Here is a 17,938-nt window from a genome sequence, read left to right as displayed (position 1 = left end):
TTGACGCCCGCCCGCCGTCATCTCAGCTAAACGATCGAGGGCGTATTGTCAGCGGCATCGGGCCGCCGCCCGGCCCGGCCCGGTCGACGGCCTCCGGTCGCCGGCGGACGTTCCTCGGAGCGCACAGTCAACGATGGACATCATGGACGCCACCCCCGCCAACCCGATCAGCGGCACCGGCCCCGAGATCGCAGGACCGAGCCCCCGGCACCGCACGGTCGGCGTCACCATCGGGGCCGGCGAGGGCGCCGTGACGGTGGGCGGCGGCGCGCCGATCGTCGTCCAGTCGATGACCAACACCGACACCGCCGACATCGACGGCACCGTGGCCCAGGTGGCCCAGCTCGCCCGGGCCGGCTCGGAACTCGTGCGCATCACCGTCGATCGCGACGAGGCCGCCGCCGCCGTGCCGAAGATCCGTGAGCGCCTCGACCGCATCGGCGTGCACGTGCCGCTGGTGGGCGACTTTCACTATATCGGCCACAAGCTCCTGTCCGACCATCCGGCCTGCGCCGAGGCGCTGGCCAAGTACCGGATCAACCCGGGCAATGTCGGCTTCAAGGAGAAGAAGGACACGCAGTTCTCGACCATCATCGAGCAGGCGATCCGCTACAACAAGACCGTGCGCATCGGCGCCAATTGGGGCTCCCTCGACGAGGCGCTGCTCACCCATCTGATGGACGAGAATGCCCGCTCGGCCCGGCCGATCGACGCCCGCGCGGTGATGCGCGAGGCCATGGTGCAGTCGGCCCTCGGCTCGGCCGAGCGTGCGGTGGAACTGGGCCTGCCGCAGGACAAGATCATCCTGTCGGCTAAGGTCTCGGCGGTGCAGGACCTGATCGCGGTCTACCGCGAGGTGGCGCGCCGCTCGGACTTCGCCATCCATCTCGGCCTGACCGAGGCCGGCATGGGCTCGAAGGGCCTGGTGGCGGCGTCCGCCGCCATCGGCGTGCTGCTGCAGGAAGGCATCGGCGACACCATCCGTTACTCGCTCACCCCCGAGCCGGGCGGTGACCGCACGGTGGAGGTCAAGGCCGCGCAGGAATTGCTGCAGACCATGGGCTTCCGCACCTTCGTGCCCCTCGTCGCCGCCTGCCCGGGCTGCGGCCGCACCACCTCGACCACGTTCCAGGAGCTCGCCCGCGACATCCAGAACTGGATCGTCACCTCGATGCCGGAATGGAAGAAGGCCTATCCGGGCGTCGAGGGTCTCAACGTCGCGGTGATGGGCTGCATCGTCAACGGCCCCGGCGAATCGAAGCACGCCGATATCGGCATCTCCCTGCCGGGCACCGGCGAGACCCCGACGGCGCCGGTCTTCATCGACGGCAAGAAGGCCATGACCCTGCGCGGGCCGACCCTGGCCAAGGATTTCGAGACCGTGGTGACCGATTACATCGAGCGGCGCTTCGGCAACGGGGCCCGCACCGCCGCCGAGTAGCGGCCGGACGCGCAAAGATCCCCGGACACTGTCCGGACCGAACTCCGACGAACGGCAACCGGTCCCAGGTTGCCGTTCTCGCGTACTGCGCCGCATGATAGCGTGAACGCGACCGTCCCCCGCCGCCCGACCCCGTCGGGCCGGCCCCGGCGTTCCCGCGCGCGACCCAACCCGCGCCGCGGGACGTTGGGCTCGCCATGAGCCTCGATCGAGCCGAATGACGCAAACCGCCCCTTCGAGCGCGCCCGCCGCCAAACCCGATGGCGCCGGAGCACCTCCGGCCGCCGGGCCTTCTCCCGCCGGCGAGGCTTCGCCTGCCGGTGAGGCCTCGCCCGAGACCGCACGGGCCCACGGCCCGGCGGGCCTGTGGACGCTGGTCCTCGGGTCCGTCGGGGTGGTCTACGGCGACATCGGGACCAGCCCGCTCTACGCTTTCCGCGAGGCCCTGGTCTCGGCGCGGGCCGACGGCATCCTCCTGCGCGAGGAGGTGCTGGGCGTCGCCTCGCTGATCCTGTGGGCGCTCGTCCTCATCGTCACCATCAAGTACGTCGTCATCCTGCTGCGGATGGACAACAACGGCGAGGGCGGCATCCTCTCGCTGATGGCTTTGGCCCGCAGCGCGCTCGGCGGCTCCCGCGTGGTGTTCATGTTCGGCCTGCTCGGCGCCTCGCTGTTCTACGGCGACGCCATCATCACGCCGGCGATCTCGGTGCTTTCGGCGGTGGAGGGCCTGAAGCTCGTCACCCCGGCCTTCGATTCCTACGTGCTGCCGATCACGATCGCGATCATCGTGCCGCTGTTCCTCATCCAGGTGCGCGGCACCAGCAAGGTGGCCTCGTTCTTCGGCCCCGTGATGGTGGTGTGGTTCGCCGCGATGGCGCTCGCCGCCGTGCCCCACATCCTGGCGAACACCGACGTGTTCTGGGCCCTCAACCCGTATTACGCGGTGCATTATCTCCTTGGGCACGGCACCGGCGCCCTGGTGGCGCTCGGCGCGGTGTTCCTGGCCGTGACGGGAGCCGAGGCCCTGTTCGCCGATCTCGGCCATTTCGGGCGCCGCCCGATCCAGATCGCCTGGCTCGGCCTCGTCGGCCCCTGCCTTGTGCTGAATTATTTCGGTCAGGCCGCCCTGGTGCTGTCGAAGCCCGACACCACCGATCCGTTCTTCCAGCTGGTGCCCGAATGGGGCCTGCTGCCGATGGTGCTGCTCGCCACCGCCGCCACCGTCACGGCGAGCCAGGCCGTGATCACCGGCGCCTTCTCGCTGTCGCGCCAGGCGATCCAGCTCGGCCTGCTGCCGCGCCTGGAGATCCGCCACACCTCCGAATCGCATTCGGGCCAGATCTACCTGCCGCAGATCAACGCGCTGCTGATGGTCGGCGTGGTCATCCTGGCGATCCTGTTCCGCTCCTCGGCGGCCCTGGCCTCCGCCTACGGCATCGCCGTGACGGGCACGATGCTGATCACCGCGAGCCTCGCCTTCCTGGTGCTGTGGAAGACCTGGAAATGGTCGCCCTGGGCCGCCGGCCTCGCGATCCTGCCCTTCGCGGCGGTGGAGTTCCTGTTCCTGCTGTCGAACATGCTGAAGGTGTTCGAGGGCGGCTACGTGCCCCTGCTGTTCGCCGGCGCCCTGATGATCATGATGTGGACCTGGGTGCGCGGCGTCGGCATCCTGATCAACAAGACGCGCAAGACCGACGTGCCGCTGACCGAACTCGTCAGCATGCTGGAGAAGAGCCCACCGCATCACGTGCGCGGCACCGCGGTGTTCCTCACCAGCGACCCCTACATCGCCCCGGCCGCCCTGCTGCACAACCTGAAGCACAACAAGGTGCTGCACGAGAAGAACGTGGTGCTCACCGTGGAGACCGTGGACACGCCGCGCGCCGCCGAGTCCGACCGCATCCACATCGAGCCGATCGGCCCGCACTTCCACAAGGTGGTGATGAAGTTCGGCTACATGGAGACGCCGAACATCCCCCGGACCCTGACGCTGCTGCGCAAGCAGGGCTTCAAGTTCGACATCATGGCGACGTCGTTCTTCCTGTCCCGCCGCTCGATCCGGCCGGCCGCCCATTCGGGCATGCCCCTGTGGCAGGACCGGATCTTCATCACGCTGGCCAAGAACGCCAACGACGCCACGGACTTCTTCCAGATCCCCACCGGCCGCGTGGTCGAGGTGGGGACGCAGGTGACGGTCTAGGGAACGCTCCGACCGGGGCTTCCAGGTCCGAGGGGCCGCGCCGGGCGGGTTCCCGGGCATCCGGACGAAGCGTCGACCGGGCTGCGCGAAAGCGTTGGCCCCCGTCGCGGCACCGGGCCGAGGTCACGGCAGAGGATTACGGCGCCGAGGCTTCCGTCGTTCGGCCCGGACCAGTCTCGCGAATGCCACCCCGCAGCGCCAAGTCGATCGGCCCGCCGAGGTCGGGCAGCGGCGCGGCCAGCCGATGGGCCGGACGCGCGTAATAGGCCCTGAGCAGCGGTGTCCGATCGCGCAGATGCGCTTCGACGCGATCGTTCAGGCGTCCGACCAAGCCTGTCAGTGCATCGAAGCCCCGAGTGAGCGCACGGACAACCGCGCGCGTGCACGCCGTTGCGAGGTTGGCGACCGGCTGAAGCATGTTCATCGGGACCTGCTGGGATGGGCCTGCGGAGAGGGAGAGGCCCGATCTCAGATAGGGTGCACGGCCCCTCCGATCCCCGCGACCGAAAGCGGCACGGTCGCGCCGGAACCGGCGCGGGGTCAGGCTCCGGTCGACTCCGCCATGCGTCCTCGGGCGGGCGAGACCCCGATCACGGCCGGGGCAAGTTGAGAACCGTCGGCGGAGGTGGCTCGGGCGCCAGGGCGGCCGGGGTCAGGGCGAGTCGGTTTCGCGCGCCATGTGCCTTCGCGACGGCCTTGGGCTCGGGCGTCCTGGACGGGGTGTCCTTGGAGGCGGCCGTTTTGGAGTTGGCGGTCTTGGAGTTGGCGGTCTTGGACGCGGCAGTCGTGGGCCCGGTCTTGGCGCCGGTCTCTGGGCTCGCCGACGCAGGACCGGCAACGGCGGCAGAATTCATGGCTCCAGCAGAACGCATGGCCTCGGCAGGATGGGTTGCTCCAGCAGGGCTCGCGGACAGCGCAGGGCTGGCGGCGGTCGAGGGGGCGACGGCCGGCGGTACGACCAAGGTCGGGGAGGTCGCCACCGGCGTCGCGGGCGGCTCGGCGGCGGCGAAGGCCAGGGCGGTCGGAGGGGCGGCCTGCGCCACGGCGCCGGGCTTGCGCTTCTCGTAGAAGGCGTTGCCGCCGGCCACCGCCACGTAGTGCATGTTGTTGTAGGGGAAGCGCAGACCGGCGGTGTGGAAGTACATCGCCCGGCCGACCTTGGGGTGGCGCTTTCCGTCCAGCACCGCATCGGTCACCTCGGCGACCTTCTGCAGGCTCCGCTCGTCCATCTTCTTCGTCAGCACGCCGGGAGCGAACTGCCGGGGCTGGCCGACCACCGAGCAGATGCCGCCATTCGGGAAAGCTGCCGCTTCGAGCCGGTTCATCACCACCGTTCCGACCGCGAGCAGCCCCTCGGAATCGCTGCGGTTCGACTCGAAGTACATGGCGCGGCCGAGGCAGTCGCGCTCCTCGTCGGTGACGGCAACCGGCTTGGCGGCGAGGGTCGTCCCCGTCCCTCCGGAAGTCGGCCCGTAGGTATTACACCCGCCGAGACCCGGGACCGCCAGGATGAGCCCAAGAACAGGCAACGTCTTCGCCGATTGGAATCCCTGCATGCCGGTCCGTTCGCTCCCTCAAGCTTGTCCATGTGGCTTGGCTGCCAAATGGGTTCGTTTTCGGGCAAGCGGAGAACGGAGCGGCTGGGGTCAGGCCTCGCGGTCGTAGCGGAAGGCGTCGGCCACGCGCGGCATGCCGATGTGATCGTAGAAGGTGATGGCGTCCGGGGCCGCCGTCAGCAGCAGCGACGCCCGCGGGCCGACGGCCGCACGGGTGGCGGCGATGAGGCCCTGGCCGATCTTGAGGCCCTGCACCGAGCGGCTCACCGCGAGGTCCGACAGGTAGGCGCAGAACTCGAAATCCGTGAGCGTGCGCGCGATCCCCACCAATGCGCCGTCGCGCCGGGCCGTGACCACGAGATCGGCCCGCTCCAGCATCAAGGCGAGGCGCGGCAGGTCGTCGGACGGGCGCCGGGGCGCGAGGCCCGACTCGACGAGGACGCGGCGGAATTCCGCCGCGTCGAGGTTCGGTTCGATGCCGTAGACGACGCCGGAGGGGTGGCGCTGGGACGGGTCGCGCTGGGACGGGTCGCCCTGAGGCGTGTCGGCGTCAGACATGGTTCAGGCCGACAGCGTGCCGTGGCAGTGCTTGTACTTCTTGCCCGAGCCGCAGGGGCACGGCTCGTTGCGGCCGACGCGCCCCCAGGTGGAGGCATCCTGCGGATCCCGCTCCAGCAAGGCGCCCTCGGCGGACAGCTCGCGGGCGGCGTAGCCGTAGGCCGGTCCCGCACCGCCATCGCTGCCGGTGCCGTACGAGGCCATCTCGTTCTCGCCGGTGACCGGATCGAGATGCTGGCCGAACATCGGCGGCAGGGCGGGCTGGGCGAAGGGATCCTCCGCCGCGCCACCCTCCGCGCCCTCGTACATGATCTCGATGCGCGAGAGCTGCTGGGTGACCTGCTCGCGCAGGGCGGCGACCAGGCCGTTGAACAGCTCGAAGGCCTCGGACTTGTACTCGTTGAGGGGATCGCGCTGGGCGACGCCGCGCCAGCCCACCACCTGGCGCAGGTGGTCGAGGGTGACGAGGTGCTCGCGCCAGAGATGGTCGAGGGTCTGCAGGAGCACCTGCTTCTCGACATAGGTCATCACCTCGGGCGTGTTCTTCTCGGTGCGCAGGGCATAGGCCTCGTCGGCGGCCTGGCGCAGGCGGTCGCGCATCTCCTCGTCGGCGATGCCCTCCTCCTTGGCCCAGTCCTCGACCGGCACGTCGAGGTTGAGCAGGGACTGCACCCGCTCGCGCAGGCCCTCGATGTCCCACTGCTCGGCATAGGCGTTCTCGGGCACGTGCACGGCCACGAGGTCGTCGACGACGCCGTGGCGCATCTCGTCCACGGTGTCGCGCACGCTGTCCTGGCCCATGAAGTCGCGGCGCTGCTCGAACACGACCTTGCGCTGGTCGTTCATGACGTTGTCGTACTTGAGCACGTTCTTGCGCATGTCGAAGTTGCGCGCCTCGACCTTCTGCTGCGCCTTCTCGATCGCCTTGTTGATCCAGGGGTGAATGATCGCCTCGCCCTGCTCGAGCCCCAGGCGGGTCAGCATGCCGTCCATGCGGTCGGACCCGAAGATCCGCATCAGGTCGTCCTGGAGCGACAGGTAGAACTTCGAGCGGCCCGGATCGCCCTGGCGGCCGGAGCGGCCGCGCAGCTGGTTGTCGATGCGGCGGGATTCGTGGCGCTCGGTGCCGATGATGTAGAGGCCGCCCGGCAGGGCGGTCTTGCGGCCGGCGGCCGGGTCGGCCGCCTCGCCGGAGGCCAGCACCTTGGCGCGATTCTCGGCGATCTCGGCGTTGATCGCCTCGATCTTCGCGTCGCGCTCGGGGCCCTCGGGCAGGCCCGCCAGTTCCTTCTCGACCCGCATCTCGACGTTGCCGCCGAGCTTGATGTCGGTGCCGCGCCCGGCCATGTTGGTGGCGATGGTGATGGCGCCGGGCACGCCGGCCTCGGCGACGATATAGGCCTCCTGCTCGTGGAAGCGGGCGTTGAGCACGGCGAAGCGCTTGGTCACCCGGCCTTCGCGGGCAGCGGCGTAGACATCCGTCAGGGCGTTGGGGTCCGAGTAGTCGAGCTGGCGGAAACCGGCCTTGACCAGCATCTCGGCGAGGTGCTGCGACTTCTCGATCGACCCGGTGCCGACCAGGATCGGCTGGTGGCGCTCATGCGCCTTGCCGATCTCGGCGATGATGCCCTGGTACTTCTCATCGACGGTCCGGTAGACCTCGTCGTCCTCGTCGACGCGCTCGACCTCCTTGTTGGTCGGGATGTCGACCACCTCGAGCTTGTAGATCTCGGCGAACTCGTCGGCCTCGGTCGAGGCCGTACCGGTCATGCCGGCGAGCTTCGAATAGAGGCGGAAGTAGTTCTGGAACGTGATCGAGGCCAGCGTCTGGTTCTCGGGCTGGATCGTCACCCGCTCCTTGGCCTCGAGGGCCTGGTGCAGGCCTTCCGAGTAGCGCCGGCCCTGCATCATGCGGCCGGTGAACTCGTCGATGATCACCACCTCGTCGTTCTTGACGATGTAGTCTTTGTCCAGGGTGAACAGGGTGTGGGCGCGAAGCGCCAGGTTCACGTGGTGGACGAGGCTGACGTTGTGCGCGTCGTAGAGGTCGCCCTCCTTGAGCAGGTCGGCCCCGCGCAGGAGGTCCTCGACGAATTCGTTGCCGCTCTCGGTCAGAGAGACGGTGCGCTGCTTCTCGTCGAGGTCGTAATGCTCGCGCTCCAGGTGGGGCATCAGCGCGTCGACCGAGACGTAGAGCTCGGAGCGGTCGTCGACCGGGCCGGAGATGATGAGCGGGGTGCGGGCCTCGTCGATCAGGATCGAATCGACCTCGTCGACGATCGCGAAGTTGTGCCCGCGCTGCGAGAGCTGGCTGAGCTCGTACTTCATGTTGTCGCGCAGGTAGTCGAACCCGAACTCGTTGTTGGTGCCGTAGGTGATGTCGGCCGCGTAGGCCTCCTTCCGCTGGCCGTCGTCGAGCCCGTGCACGATGGTGCCGACGGTGAGACCGAGGAAGCGGTAGACCCGGCCCATCCACTCCGCGTCGCGGGCGGCGAGATAGTCGTTCACCGTGACCACGTGGACGCCGAGCCCCGACAGGGCGTTGAGGTAGACCGGCAGGGTCGCCACCAGGGTCTTGCCCTCGCCGGTCCGCATCTCGGCGATGCCGCTCTCGTGCAGCACCATGCCGCCGATGAGCTGCACGTCGAAGTGGCGCTGGCCGAGCACGCGCTTGGCCGCCTCGCGCACGGTGGCGAAGGCGGGCACGAGGATGTCGTCGAGGCTCTTGCCGGCGGCGAGTTCGGCCTTCAGCATGTCGGTGCGAGCGCGGAGCTGGTCGTCCGAGAGCGCCGCGACCTGCGGCTCCAGGGCGTTGATCTCGGCCACACGGGGACGATAGCCCTTCACGCGCCGGTCGTTGGACGAGCCGAAAATCTTCTTGGCGAGGGCACCGAGCATCGTGAACCTACGGTCGATCGAATAAGTCTGAAGGCGAATGTTGGCCGGGCTTATAGAGGTAAATACGGACCGGCGCATCCGAAAGAGCCGGGCCGTGTGCAGACCCGCCCGCGCCGTCCGTCACCCACGGCGCCGCTCGGCCACCGGCAGAGGCCCCCAACGCCGCAACCGGCCCGTTCGATCCGAGCGGGTCACCGGTGCGACGATCTCCCGGCATCGTGATGGCCGGTCCGGGCCGCCCTCGTGACGGAGCCTTCCGCCCTCGCGGCAAGAGCCTTGGGGAGCGTGGTGCCCTGACGATCGACAGGCTGGAGCGTCCGGATTCGTCAGGCCGGCCCCGGGCCCGCGATTTCCCATCGCGACGACCGCGCTTGCCATCGCGGGGATCGCGCGCCACCTGATGTCGCGGCAGAACCGCGGCGGCCTGCCGCCGCACTTCACCATCGCGACACTTTCGCGACCGACTTTCTCCGACCGCCTCTGCGACGACCTCCGGCCTGCCGGGACGCGAGCGGCGCTCCCAAGGACGCCTCCATGACGATGACCAAGTTCCTCTCGCGTTCCGGCCTCCTGCGCACGGGGGCCGTGGCCCTCGCCCTCGGCCTGCCCCTGGCCTCCGCCCAGGCCCAGACGCCCGCAGCGACGCCGTCAGCGGCGCCGGCCGCTCCCGTGGCCCCCGAGACGGTGGTGGCGAAGGTCAACGGGGCGCCGATCACGGCGGGCGATCTCGCCATCGCATCCGAGGACCCGGCCCTGTCGCTGCCGGGCGTGGACGACGCCCAGAAGAAGAATCTCCTGGTCGACTACATGATCGACCTCAAGGTCGGCGCCCAGGCGGCGAGCGCCGCCAAGGTGGGCGATTCGCCGGACTTCCAGCGCAAGCTCGCCTACTTCAAGGACAAGCTCCTGCTCGACGAGTACCTGGAGCGCGAGGCCAAGAAGGCGGCGACGCCGGAGGCGGCCAAGGCCCTCTACGACCAGACCGTGAAGGCGATGAAGCCCGAGGAGGAGGTGCATGCCCGCCATATCCTCGTGGAGAACGAGGACGACGCCAAGAAGATCGCCGCGCGCATCAAGGGCGGCGAGGACTTCGCCAAGGTCGCGGCCGAGGTGTCGAAGGACCCCGGCTCGAAGACCGAGGGCGGCGATCTCGGCTGGTTCACCAAGGAGCGCATGGTCGCGCCCTTCGCCGAGGCCGCCTTCAAGATGAGCCCCGGACAGGTGTCCGAGCCGGTCAAGACCCAGTTCGGCTGGCACGTGATCAAGCTCGAGGAGAAGCGCACCAAGCCGGTCCCGACCTTCGACGAGATGAAGGAGCAGGTGGACCAGTATCTCACCCGCAAGGCCCAGCAGGACCTGATCCTGAAGCTGCGCGAGGGCGCCAAGATCGAGCGCACCGCCGCCGCCCCGGCCGTCGCGCCCGCGCCGCCGGCCCCCGCCCCGAAGGCTCCGTAAGGGTCCTCGCGGGCCCCGGGCCTCAGGCAACCCGGCGTAAGGTGGGCGGGGCGGGCTCGGTCCGTCCCCGCCCGTTGCGCTTGGCCCGGTAGAGGGCCGCATCGGCCCGGCTGAGCAGGGCGTCGAGCCGACGCCCGGCGCTTCGGCGGGGGGACGGCCCCTCCGCCGTCGCCAGCCCGATGCTGACGCTGATGGCGAGCTGCGGCAGTTCCGGCACGGCGATGCGGGCCGTGGCGCGGCGCAGGAACTCGGCCTTGGCCAGGGCCTCCTCCGGCGAGAGGTTGCGCAGGAGGCAGGCGAATTCCTCGCCGCCCATCCGGCCGAACAGGGCGGAATCCGGCAGCAGGGCCGTCACTGCGTGGCAGAACCCGACGAGGACGCCGTCCCCGACCGCGTGGCCGTGCCGGTCGTTGATGCGCTTGAAGTGATCGAGGTCGAACAGCAGCAGGGTGACGGCGGGCCCCCTCTCGATGAGGGCGGCCTCGGCCCGGGCCACGAAGGCGCGCCGGCTCAGGACGCCCGTGAGGGCGTCGGTATCCGCCGCCTGCCGCTGGAGGTGCTCCGCCCGCTCCTTGGTCAGCGACATGAACACGAAGGCGATCGCCAGGGTGAACAGCATGCCGATCAGGCACAGGATCGTCAGCCAGGGCGATTGCAGCGAATTCGGCCCCACCTGCGGCGGGGCGACCAGGGCGAGCGGCACCCGGATCCCGTAGGCGATGGCGTAGAGCAGCAGCAGGCCGATGCCGGGATAGCGCGACACCAGCGGTTCGGCCCTCGCCCGCCACAGCTCCCGCGCCGCCAGGAAGCAGAACCCGGCGGCGAGGCTGGAGGCCAGGATGACCCGGGCGGGCAGCGAGGCGTAGAAGGCCGGGATCAGGCAGGCGCCGCTCCAGAGCGCCACCGCGACCGCCACCGGCACCGGCCGCGCCCGCCGTCCCTCGAAGGCGCGGGTGCCGCTCCAGATCAGCCCGTAGGCGCCGATCATCACCCCGTTGGCGACGCCGATCGAGATCCCGTCCGGAATGATTCCCCGCAGGGCGAGCAGGGCCGACGCCACCGCGCCGGTGATGTGGGCGACGCCCCAGATCGCGAGAGCGTGGACGTGGCGTGCCTGGCTCCACGACAGCAGGAACAGGCTCCCGACCATGAAGGTCAGGATCACGGTCACCAGCAGCAGGGTCGAGGCATCGAGCAGCATCGATCGGTCTCGTTCCCAGCCCGTTTCCTGATACGAGCGCCGATCGCGCCGTCGATAGGGCCGACAATCCGGCCGTTGCGCTCCACCTTACATCCGGGAGGGTCCGCAGGACCAGACGCCGGCCCCGGTCCGTTGGATTTCGGGCGGCCCACATCCTGGTCCCCGACCGTGAAACCTTTCGGATGTTGCAAATTTCCGGCGTCAGGATTCGGGCTTTACGGCTCCGGCTTGCGCGGGGCGGGTCCCAGCGGCGTGATGCGCAGGGCGGTGATCCGGTTGCGGGCCTTGCGCAGCACCTGGAAGCGGAATCCGTGAAAGTTGAAGGCGGTCCCGGTGTCGGGAATCGCCCTCGCCTCATGGATGACGAGGCCCGCGATGGTGGTGGCCTCGTCGTCGGGCAGGTCCCAGTCCATGGCCCGGTTGAGGTCGCGGATCGGCACGCTGCCGTCGGCATGGACCGAGCCGTCGCCCTGCGGCCGGACGCCGGACACCGTCACGTCGTGCTCGTCGGCGATGTCGCCGACGATCTCCTCGAGGATGTCCTCGAGGGTGACGAGTCCCATCACCTCGCCGTACTCGTCGACCACCAGGGCGAAGTGGGTCTTCTTGGTGAGGAAGGCCTTGAGCTGGTCGCGCAGGGAGGTGGTGTCCGGCACGAACCAGGTCTCCAGCGCCAGGGCCTCGACCTGCAGGCCGGAGGCGTCGCCGCCGGCGGCATCCAGGGCACGCAGCAGGTCCTTGGCGTGCAGCACGCCGACGATGTTCTCCGTCGTGCCGCGCCAGAGGGGCATGCGCGTGTAGGGCGAGGCCAGGACCGCGCGCACGATCTCCTGCGAGGGCAGATCGGCATCGATGGTCCGCATCTTGGTGCGGTGGACCATCACCTCCGAGACCGTGAGGTCGGACAGGTCGAGCAGGCCGCCGAGCATGTCGCGCTCGGCTTTGGCGACGCCGCCCTCGCGGTGGAGCAGGGCCAATTGGCCCCGGATCTCGTCGGTGGCTGACAGGATGGTCTGGCGCTCGCCGATCCGGATGCCAAAGGGCCGCAGCATGGCGCGCACCAGCGCCTCGATGGCCAGGGCCGCCGGCCCCAGCACCGCCACCGCGAAGGCCACCGGCCGGGCCATGACCAGCGCGGCGTTGTCCGGCTTGTTGATGGCGAGGGTCTTGGGCAGCACCTCGGCGAAGATGATGACCAGGACCGACATCACGCCGGTGGCGTAGAGCACGCCGCTCTTGCCGAACAGGGTGGTGAGCACGCTGGTGGTGAAGGCGGAAGCGCCGATCGCCACGATGTTGTAGCCGATCAGCATGGCGCCGATGAAGCGCTCGCGGCTCGCCAGGATGGTGTTGACGAGGCGGGCGCGGACGTCGCCGGCATTCTCCAGGGCCAGCATCCGCGCCCGGGACGCGGCCGTGAAGGCGGTCTCGGCGCCCGCGAAGAAGGCCGAGAGCAGGAGCGAGATGACCACGATGCTCGCGGCCAGCCAAAGGTCGGTATGGGGTTCCATGCGCGCCGATGCCGGAGGATGTTTGAGCCAGAAGAACCGATGACCAGAATCGATGACCGGAACCGTCGACGACCACAACAGGGACAACGAGGGGCGATGACCGCCGGCGCCGGAGCCGCCCGCGACGACGGCGCGAGCCGGCGGTTCGGCGCCCTCACCCCTCGGCGATCAGCTCCCGGATGCGCCCGGCCAGCGCCTCCATCACGAAAGGCTTCGTCAGCACCTGCATGCCGGGATCGAGGTAGCCGTTGCCCAGCACCGCGTTCTCGGCGTAGCCGGTGATGAACAGCACCTTCAGGCCGGGGCGCACGACGCGGCCGGCATCGGCCATCTGGCGCCCGTTCATGCCGCCCGGCAGGCCGACATCGGTGACGAGGAGATCGAGGCGCACGTCGGATTCGAGCACCTTGAGCCCGGCCGCCCCGTCCGCCGCCTCGATGGCGGTGTAGCCGAGATCCTCCAGCACCTCGGTGACCAGCATGCGCACGGTGGGCTCGTCATCGACGATGAGCACGGTCTGGCCCTGCTCGGCCCGGGGTGCATGGGCGAGATCGGCCTCCCCGTCCCGGGTCTCGGCCACCCCGTAATGGCGGGGCAGGTAGAGGCAGACCGTCGTGCCCTGGCCGATTTCCGAGTAGATCCGCACCTGGCCACCCGACTGGCGGGCGAATCCGTAGATCATCGACAGGCCGAGGCCGGTGCCCTCGCCGAGAGGCTTCGTCGTGAAGAACGGGTCGAAGGCCCGGCCGATCACCTCGCGGGTCATGCCGGTGCCGGTATCGGTCACGCACAGGGACAGGAACTGGCCGGGCTCCAGCTCGCGCTCGCGGGCCGCCCGGGCATCGAGCCACTTGTTGGCCGTCTCGATGGTGATGCGCCCACCCTCCGGCATCGCGTCGCGGGCGTTGATGCAGAGGTTGAGCAGGGCGTTCTCGAGCTGGTTCGGATCGACCAGGGCGGTCCACAGCCCGGCCGCCCCCACCACCTCGATGGTCACCTGGGGGCCGACCGTGCGGCGCACCAGATCCTCCATGCCCGCGATGAGGCCGTTCACGTTGGTGGGCTTCGGATCGAGGGTCTGGCGCCGCGAGAAGGCGAGCAGGCGATGGGTCAGGGCGGCGGCCCGCTTGGCCGCGCCCTGCGCGGCGTTGATGTAGCGGTCGAGGTCGGTGACCCGCCCCTGCGCCATCCGGGTCTGGAGCAGCTCCAGGCTGCCCGAGATGCCGGTGAGCAGGTTGTTGAAATCATGGGCGAGGCCGCCGGTGAGCTGGCCCACGGCCTCCATCTTCTGCGCCTGGCGCAGGGCATCCTCGGTGCGGCGCTGGTCGGTGATGTCGCGCCCGATGAGGGTGAAGATCTCGCCGTCGGGGGCCGCCGTCCACATCACGATGCGGCGCTCGCCCGCCTTGGTGAAGACGCGGTCGACGAAGCCCGTCACGGTCTCGCCGCGGGCGAGGCGCCCGACCACCTCGGCCGTCTCGGCATGGTCGGCGGGATCGATCAACACGGCGAAGGGCCGGCTGAGCAGCTCCGCCTCGCTCCAGCCGAGGGTGAGCTCCCAGGCCGGGTTCACGGTCATGAGGTAGCCGTCGAGCCCGGCGGTCCCCATCAGGTCGGTGGTGGTGTCCCAGATGCGGTCGCGCTCGCGGGTGCGGCGCTCGACCTGGCGCTCCAGGCTGGTGTTGAGGCGCGCGAGTTCGGCCGCGGCGGCCTTGCGGTCCTCGATGTCGGTGTTGGTGCCGACCCAGCGCTGGATGGTCCCGTCCGGCGCCCGGATCGGCTCGGCCCGAACCAGGAACCAGCGATAGGCGCCGTCGCTGCGCCGGATGCGGAACTCGGTCTCGTAGGACCGGCTTTCGGCCAGGGCCGCGCCCCAGGTGGCGATCACCGCGGCGCGGTCCTCGGGATGGACGAGCCCGGCCCAGGCGGCGCCGTCGAGGCCCCCCTCCGCCACGCCGCTATAGGCGTAGACCTGAGCGTTGAACCAGTCGAGGTCACCCGCCGCCGAGGCGGCCCAGACGTGGATCGGCACCGCCTGCGCGAAGGCGCGGAACTGGGCGTCGCTGGCCCGGCGCGCGGCGGTGGCGCGGCTGCGCTCGGTGGCGGCCCGGGTGCGCTCGGCCACGTTGCGTATGAAGGCGAGTTCGTCCGGCGACCACGACCGGGCGGTGGCGTGATTGAGGTAGAGGAGCGCCACGAAGCCGCCGTGCTCGGTCAGCGGCATGTTGACGAAGGACTGCGCGCTGATCGCCTTCAGGGCCTCGGCGCCGGCGGCGGTACGCGGGTCGTGATCGGCATCGACGCAGATCACGGTCTCGCCGCGCTTGAGGTCCTCGATATACGAGCCGTAATCGCGAAACTGCAGGGTTCCGGCCAGACTCCGGATGCCGGGAGCGTTCCAGTCGCGCTCGATCACGATGGTCTCGGCCACCGGGTCGATGGTGCCGTAGCCGGCCCGGCTGACCCCCAGGGTGGTGCCGAGGATCTCCGAGGCCGCGAAGGCGATCTCGGCGGTGTCGTCGAGGTCGCGCAGGCGAGCGCCGAGTTCGGCCACGGCGATCCGCCGGGCTTCCGCCGCCCGGCGCTCGTCCATGTCGATGGCGAGGACGAAGAAACCCTCCACGATCCCGGTCTCGGTCCGGCGCGGAATGTACTGGATGGTGCAGGCGCGGCGCCGGCCGTCGCGGGTCGGAAGGAACCCGTCGACGATGATCGCCTCGCCGGCGAGCGCCCGGTCCATGAACGGGCGCCGCTCCGCGAAGGCTTCCGGCCCGAGCACGTCGCGCACGTGGCGGCCGGTCAGGTCCGCGCGGTCGCGCCCGAACCAGGCCTCGTAGTGGCGATTGTTGAAGCGGTAGACGTACGCACGGTCGATCGAGGCCACGAGCACCGGCAGCGCGTCGGTGATGAGGCGCAGTTCCGGTTCGCTGGGGCCCTGCGGGGGATCGCCATGTCCCTGCGGGGGATCGCCATGTCCCTGCGGGGGCTTGCCCTGTCCCTGCGGGGGCTTGCCCTGTCCCTGCGGCGGCTTGCCCTGTCCCTGCGGCGGCTTGCCCTGTCCCTGCGGCGGCTTGCCCTGTCCCTGCGGCGGCTTGCCCTGTCCCTGCGGCGGCTTGCCCTGTCCCTGCGGCGGCTTGCCTTGAGCCTGCGGCGGCTCGCGCAGCCGGCCGATCTCGGCCTCCAGCGTCGCGACGCGGCGGCGCAGGGTCTCGACGTCGGCGGCGCTCAAGCGGCGCTCAATTCGTCGTCGAGGAAGGCGCGGACCGCCGCGCCGTCGATGCCGGGGGCGATGAAGCTCCGGCCGATGCCGCGGGCCAGAATGAAGGTGAGCGCCCCATCGCGGACCTTCTTGTCCTGCGCCATGGCCTCGACGAGCGCGTCGGTATCGCCGCAGCCACCCGGCACCGCCTGGAGCCGGGTCGGCAGGCCGGCCAGCGCCAGGTGGTTGGCGACGCGGCCGGCATCCTGGCCCGGGCACAGGCCGAGGCGGGCGGAGAAGCGGAAGGCGAGCGCCAGCCCGATCGCTACCGCCTCGCCGTGGACGAGGCGGGCGGATTCGTAATGCGTCAGGCGCTCCAGGGCGTGCGCGAAGGTGTGGCCGAGATTGAGCAGGGCACGCTCGCCGTCCTCGCGCTCGTCGCGCACCACCACGCCGGCCTTGGAGCGGCAGCAGATCGCCACCGCCTCGTCGCGCTCCGGCCCGCCCGCGAAGATGCCGGCCCAGTGTGCCTCGCACCAATCGAAGAAGGCGGCGTCGTTGATGAGGCCGTACTTCGCCACCTCGGCGTAGCCGGCCCGCATCTCGCGCTCCGACAGAGTGTCGAGGGTGGCGGTATCGGCCAGCACCAGGCGGGGCTGGTGGAAGGCGCCGATGAGGTTCTTGCCGTGGGGCGAATTGATGCCGGTCTTGCCGCCTACGGAGGAATCGACCTGGGCGAGCAGGGAGGTGGGCGCCTGGACGAAGCGCACGCCGCGCCGGAGCGTGGCGGCCGCGAACCCCGCGAGATCGCCCACGACCCCGCCGCCGAGCGCCACCACGAGGTCGTTGCGCTCGACCCGATGGGCGAGGAGCCCGTCGCACACCGCCGCGTAGGTGGCGTAACATTTCGAGGCCTCGCCCGGCGCCACGGTGACGAGCCCGGAGCGCAGGCCCGCCGCCTCCAGGCTTCCCCGCAGCCTATCGCCGTAGAGAGCGGCCACATTGGTGTCGGACACGATCACGGCCGCCCTGGCCCCGAGGGCCGCGACGTGGCGGCCGGCTTCGTCGAGGAGGCCGCGCCCGATCAGAATGTCGTAGGCGCGCCCCTGGTCGAGGGGCACGCCGACGGTGAGGCGGTCGGTCACTGGGCGGCGATTCCTGGCTGGGAGGGTCGGTTCAAATAGGCGTCGAGGGCTTCCATGACGTCCTGCACCACCCGATCGTGGGCGACGTCGCGGGAGATCACCTCCACGTCGGCGGTGGCGTAGACCGGATGGCGCTGGGCCATGAGCTGGCGCAGGGTCTCCTCCGGGTCCTCGGTCTGGAGCAGCGGGCGCCCGCCGCGCTTGCGCACCCGGCGCATCAGCACGTCGAGCTCGGCCTTGAGCCAGATCGAGACGCCGCCCTCGGCGATGCGGGCGCGGGTGGTCTCGCGCATGAAAGCGCCCCCGCCGGTGGCGAGCACCAGCGGTCCCTCGCGCATCAGCCGGGCGATGACCCGTTCCTCGCCATCGCGAAAGCTCGGCTCGCCGTAGATCGCGAAGATATCGGGGATCGTCAGCTTGGCCGCCGTCTCGATCTCGTTGTCGGCATCCTTGAACATCAGGCCGAGGCGCGTGGCGAGGCGCCGGCCGACGGTGCTCTTGCCCGCGCCCATCAGACCGACGAGCACGATCGACCGGTGACCGAGGGCCCGGCGCAGGCGCAGTTCGATCGGCTCGCCGCCGGTTGCGGCATCCGGCGGGTCGCCCGGGGGCGGGACGCCGCCCTGAGAAGGGACTTCGGTCATCACGGACATCTGCACATCGTTGGGCGGGTCTTAGCGCGTTTTCCGGTGGGGGCGAAGCGTCTGGCGCCGGTCGCGCACGGGAATGCCGCGCCGCCTGTGGCCGTGAAGTCATTGCCATCGGCGCCCG

12 protein-coding genes are annotated in these 17,938 nt (G+C 70.2%); 3 read left to right on the top strand and 9 right to left on the bottom strand.

Annotated features, from left to right (window positions below):
- Positions 1–133: 133 nt before the first annotated feature.
- Complete coding sequence (gene ispG, locus ACV7NL_RS04800; protein ID WP_056485803.1) at positions 134–1,441, top strand: flavodoxin-dependent (E)-4-hydroxy-3-methylbut-2-enyl-diphosphate synthase; 1,308 nt, start codon at positions 134–136, stop codon at positions 1,439–1,441.
- 217 nt (positions 1,442–1,658) lie between these two features.
- Positions 1,659–3,644, top strand: a complete 1,986-nt coding sequence (locus ACV7NL_RS04795; protein WP_463355074.1) for a potassium transporter Kup — start codon at positions 1,659–1,661, stop codon at positions 3,642–3,644.
- A 136-nt stretch (positions 3,645–3,780) separates the two neighbouring features.
- Here ACV7NL_RS04795 and ACV7NL_RS04790 read toward each other — a convergent pair whose 3' ends face one another.
- The 4 genes from ACV7NL_RS04790 to secA form a co-directional block, all read right to left on the bottom strand.
- Entirely contained in the window at positions 3,781–4,068 is a 288-nt protein-coding gene (locus ACV7NL_RS04790; RefSeq protein WP_156634227.1) for a hypothetical protein, read from the bottom strand.
- A 166-nt stretch (positions 4,069–4,234) separates the two neighbouring features.
- Entirely contained in the window at positions 4,235–5,200 is a 966-nt protein-coding gene (locus ACV7NL_RS04785) for a cell wall hydrolase (RefSeq protein WP_463355073.1), read from the bottom strand.
- Between the two features lie 90 nt (positions 5,201–5,290).
- A complete protein-coding gene (locus tag ACV7NL_RS04780; protein ID WP_463355072.1) occupies positions 5,291–5,758 on the bottom strand; it encodes a GNAT family N-acetyltransferase in 468 nt (155 codons plus the stop codon).
- A 3-nt stretch (positions 5,759–5,761) separates the two neighbouring features.
- Positions 5,762–8,656 carry a preprotein translocase subunit SecA gene (gene secA / locus ACV7NL_RS04775; RefSeq protein WP_463355071.1) on the bottom strand — a complete coding sequence of 965 codons (2,895 nt, stop codon included), beginning with the start codon at positions 8,654–8,656 and terminating at the stop codon, positions 5,762–5,764.
- A 534-nt stretch (positions 8,657–9,190) separates the two neighbouring features.
- Here secA and ACV7NL_RS04770 point away from each other — a divergent pair.
- Positions 9,191–10,111, top strand: a complete 921-nt coding sequence (locus ACV7NL_RS04770; RefSeq protein ID WP_463355070.1) for a peptidylprolyl isomerase — start codon at positions 9,191–9,193, stop codon at positions 10,109–10,111.
- Positions 10,112–10,133: 22 nt separating this feature from the next.
- Here the strand turns inward: ACV7NL_RS04770 and ACV7NL_RS04765 are convergent, their stop codons facing one another.
- The 5 genes from ACV7NL_RS04765 to ACV7NL_RS04745 all read right to left on the bottom strand — a co-directional run bounded on the left by ACV7NL_RS04765 (position 10,134) and on the right by ACV7NL_RS04745 (position 17,811).
- On the bottom strand, positions 10,134–11,312 hold the full coding sequence (locus ACV7NL_RS04765; RefSeq protein WP_247635243.1) for a GGDEF domain-containing protein: 1,179 nt from the start codon (positions 11,310–11,312) through the stop codon (positions 10,134–10,136).
- A gap of 215 nt (positions 11,313–11,527) precedes the next feature.
- On the bottom strand, positions 11,528–12,823 hold the full coding sequence (locus ACV7NL_RS04760; RefSeq protein WP_056188090.1) for an HlyC/CorC family transporter: 1,296 nt from the start codon (positions 12,821–12,823) through the stop codon (positions 11,528–11,530).
- Positions 12,824–12,977: 154 nt separating this feature from the next.
- Positions 12,978–16,052 carry a PAS domain S-box protein gene (locus tag ACV7NL_RS04755; protein ID WP_463355069.1) on the bottom strand — a complete coding sequence of 1,025 codons (3,075 nt, stop codon included), beginning with the start codon at positions 16,050–16,052 and terminating at the stop codon, positions 12,978–12,980.
- Entirely contained in the window at positions 16,049–17,167 is a 1,119-nt protein-coding gene (aroB, locus tag ACV7NL_RS04750; protein WP_463355068.1) for a 3-dehydroquinate synthase, read from the bottom strand. Before aroB ends, ACV7NL_RS04755 begins: the two co-directional genes overlap by 4 nt.
- The gene (locus ACV7NL_RS04745) at positions 17,164–17,811 is read right to left on the bottom strand and encodes a shikimate kinase (protein ID WP_463357054.1); all 648 of its coding nucleotides are present in this window, start codon (positions 17,809–17,811) and stop codon (positions 17,164–17,166) included. Before ACV7NL_RS04745 ends, aroB begins: the two co-directional genes overlap by 4 nt.
- Positions 17,812–17,938 lie beyond the last annotated feature (127 nt).

The organism is Methylobacterium sp. Ger2507 (genome assembly GCF_055231875.1).
This window is presented reverse-complemented; position numbering and strand designations above follow the sequence as displayed.

Coding starts and splice junctions, on each gene's coding strand:
- ispG (WP_056485803.1), top strand. CDS start 134: ATGGACATCATGGACGCCACCCCCGCCAACCCGATCAGCGGCACCGGC.
- ACV7NL_RS04795 (WP_463355074.1), top strand. CDS start 1,659: ATGACGCAAACCGCCCCTTCGAGCGCGCCCGCCGCCAAACCCGATGGC.
- ACV7NL_RS04790 (WP_156634227.1), bottom strand. CDS start 4,068: ATGAACATGCTTCAGCCGGTCGCCAACCTCGCAACGGCGTGCACGCGC.
- ACV7NL_RS04785 (WP_463355073.1), bottom strand. CDS start 5,200: ATGCAGGGATTCCAATCGGCGAAGACGTTGCCTGTTCTTGGGCTCATC.
- ACV7NL_RS04780 (WP_463355072.1), bottom strand. CDS start 5,758: ATGTCTGACGCCGACACGCCTCAGGGCGACCCGTCCCAGCGCGACCCG.
- secA (WP_463355071.1), bottom strand. CDS start 8,656: ATGCTCGGTGCCCTCGCCAAGAAGATTTTCGGCTCGTCCAACGACCGG.
- ACV7NL_RS04770 (WP_463355070.1), top strand. CDS start 9,191: ATGACGATGACCAAGTTCCTCTCGCGTTCCGGCCTCCTGCGCACGGGG.
- ACV7NL_RS04765 (WP_247635243.1), bottom strand. CDS start 11,312: ATGCTGCTCGATGCCTCGACCCTGCTGCTGGTGACCGTGATCCTGACC.
- ACV7NL_RS04760 (WP_056188090.1), bottom strand. CDS start 12,823: ATGGAACCCCATACCGACCTTTGGCTGGCCGCGAGCATCGTGGTCATC.
- ACV7NL_RS04745 (WP_463357054.1), bottom strand. CDS start 17,811: ATGACCGAAGTCCCTTCTCAGGGCGGCGTCCCGCCCCCGGGCGACCCG.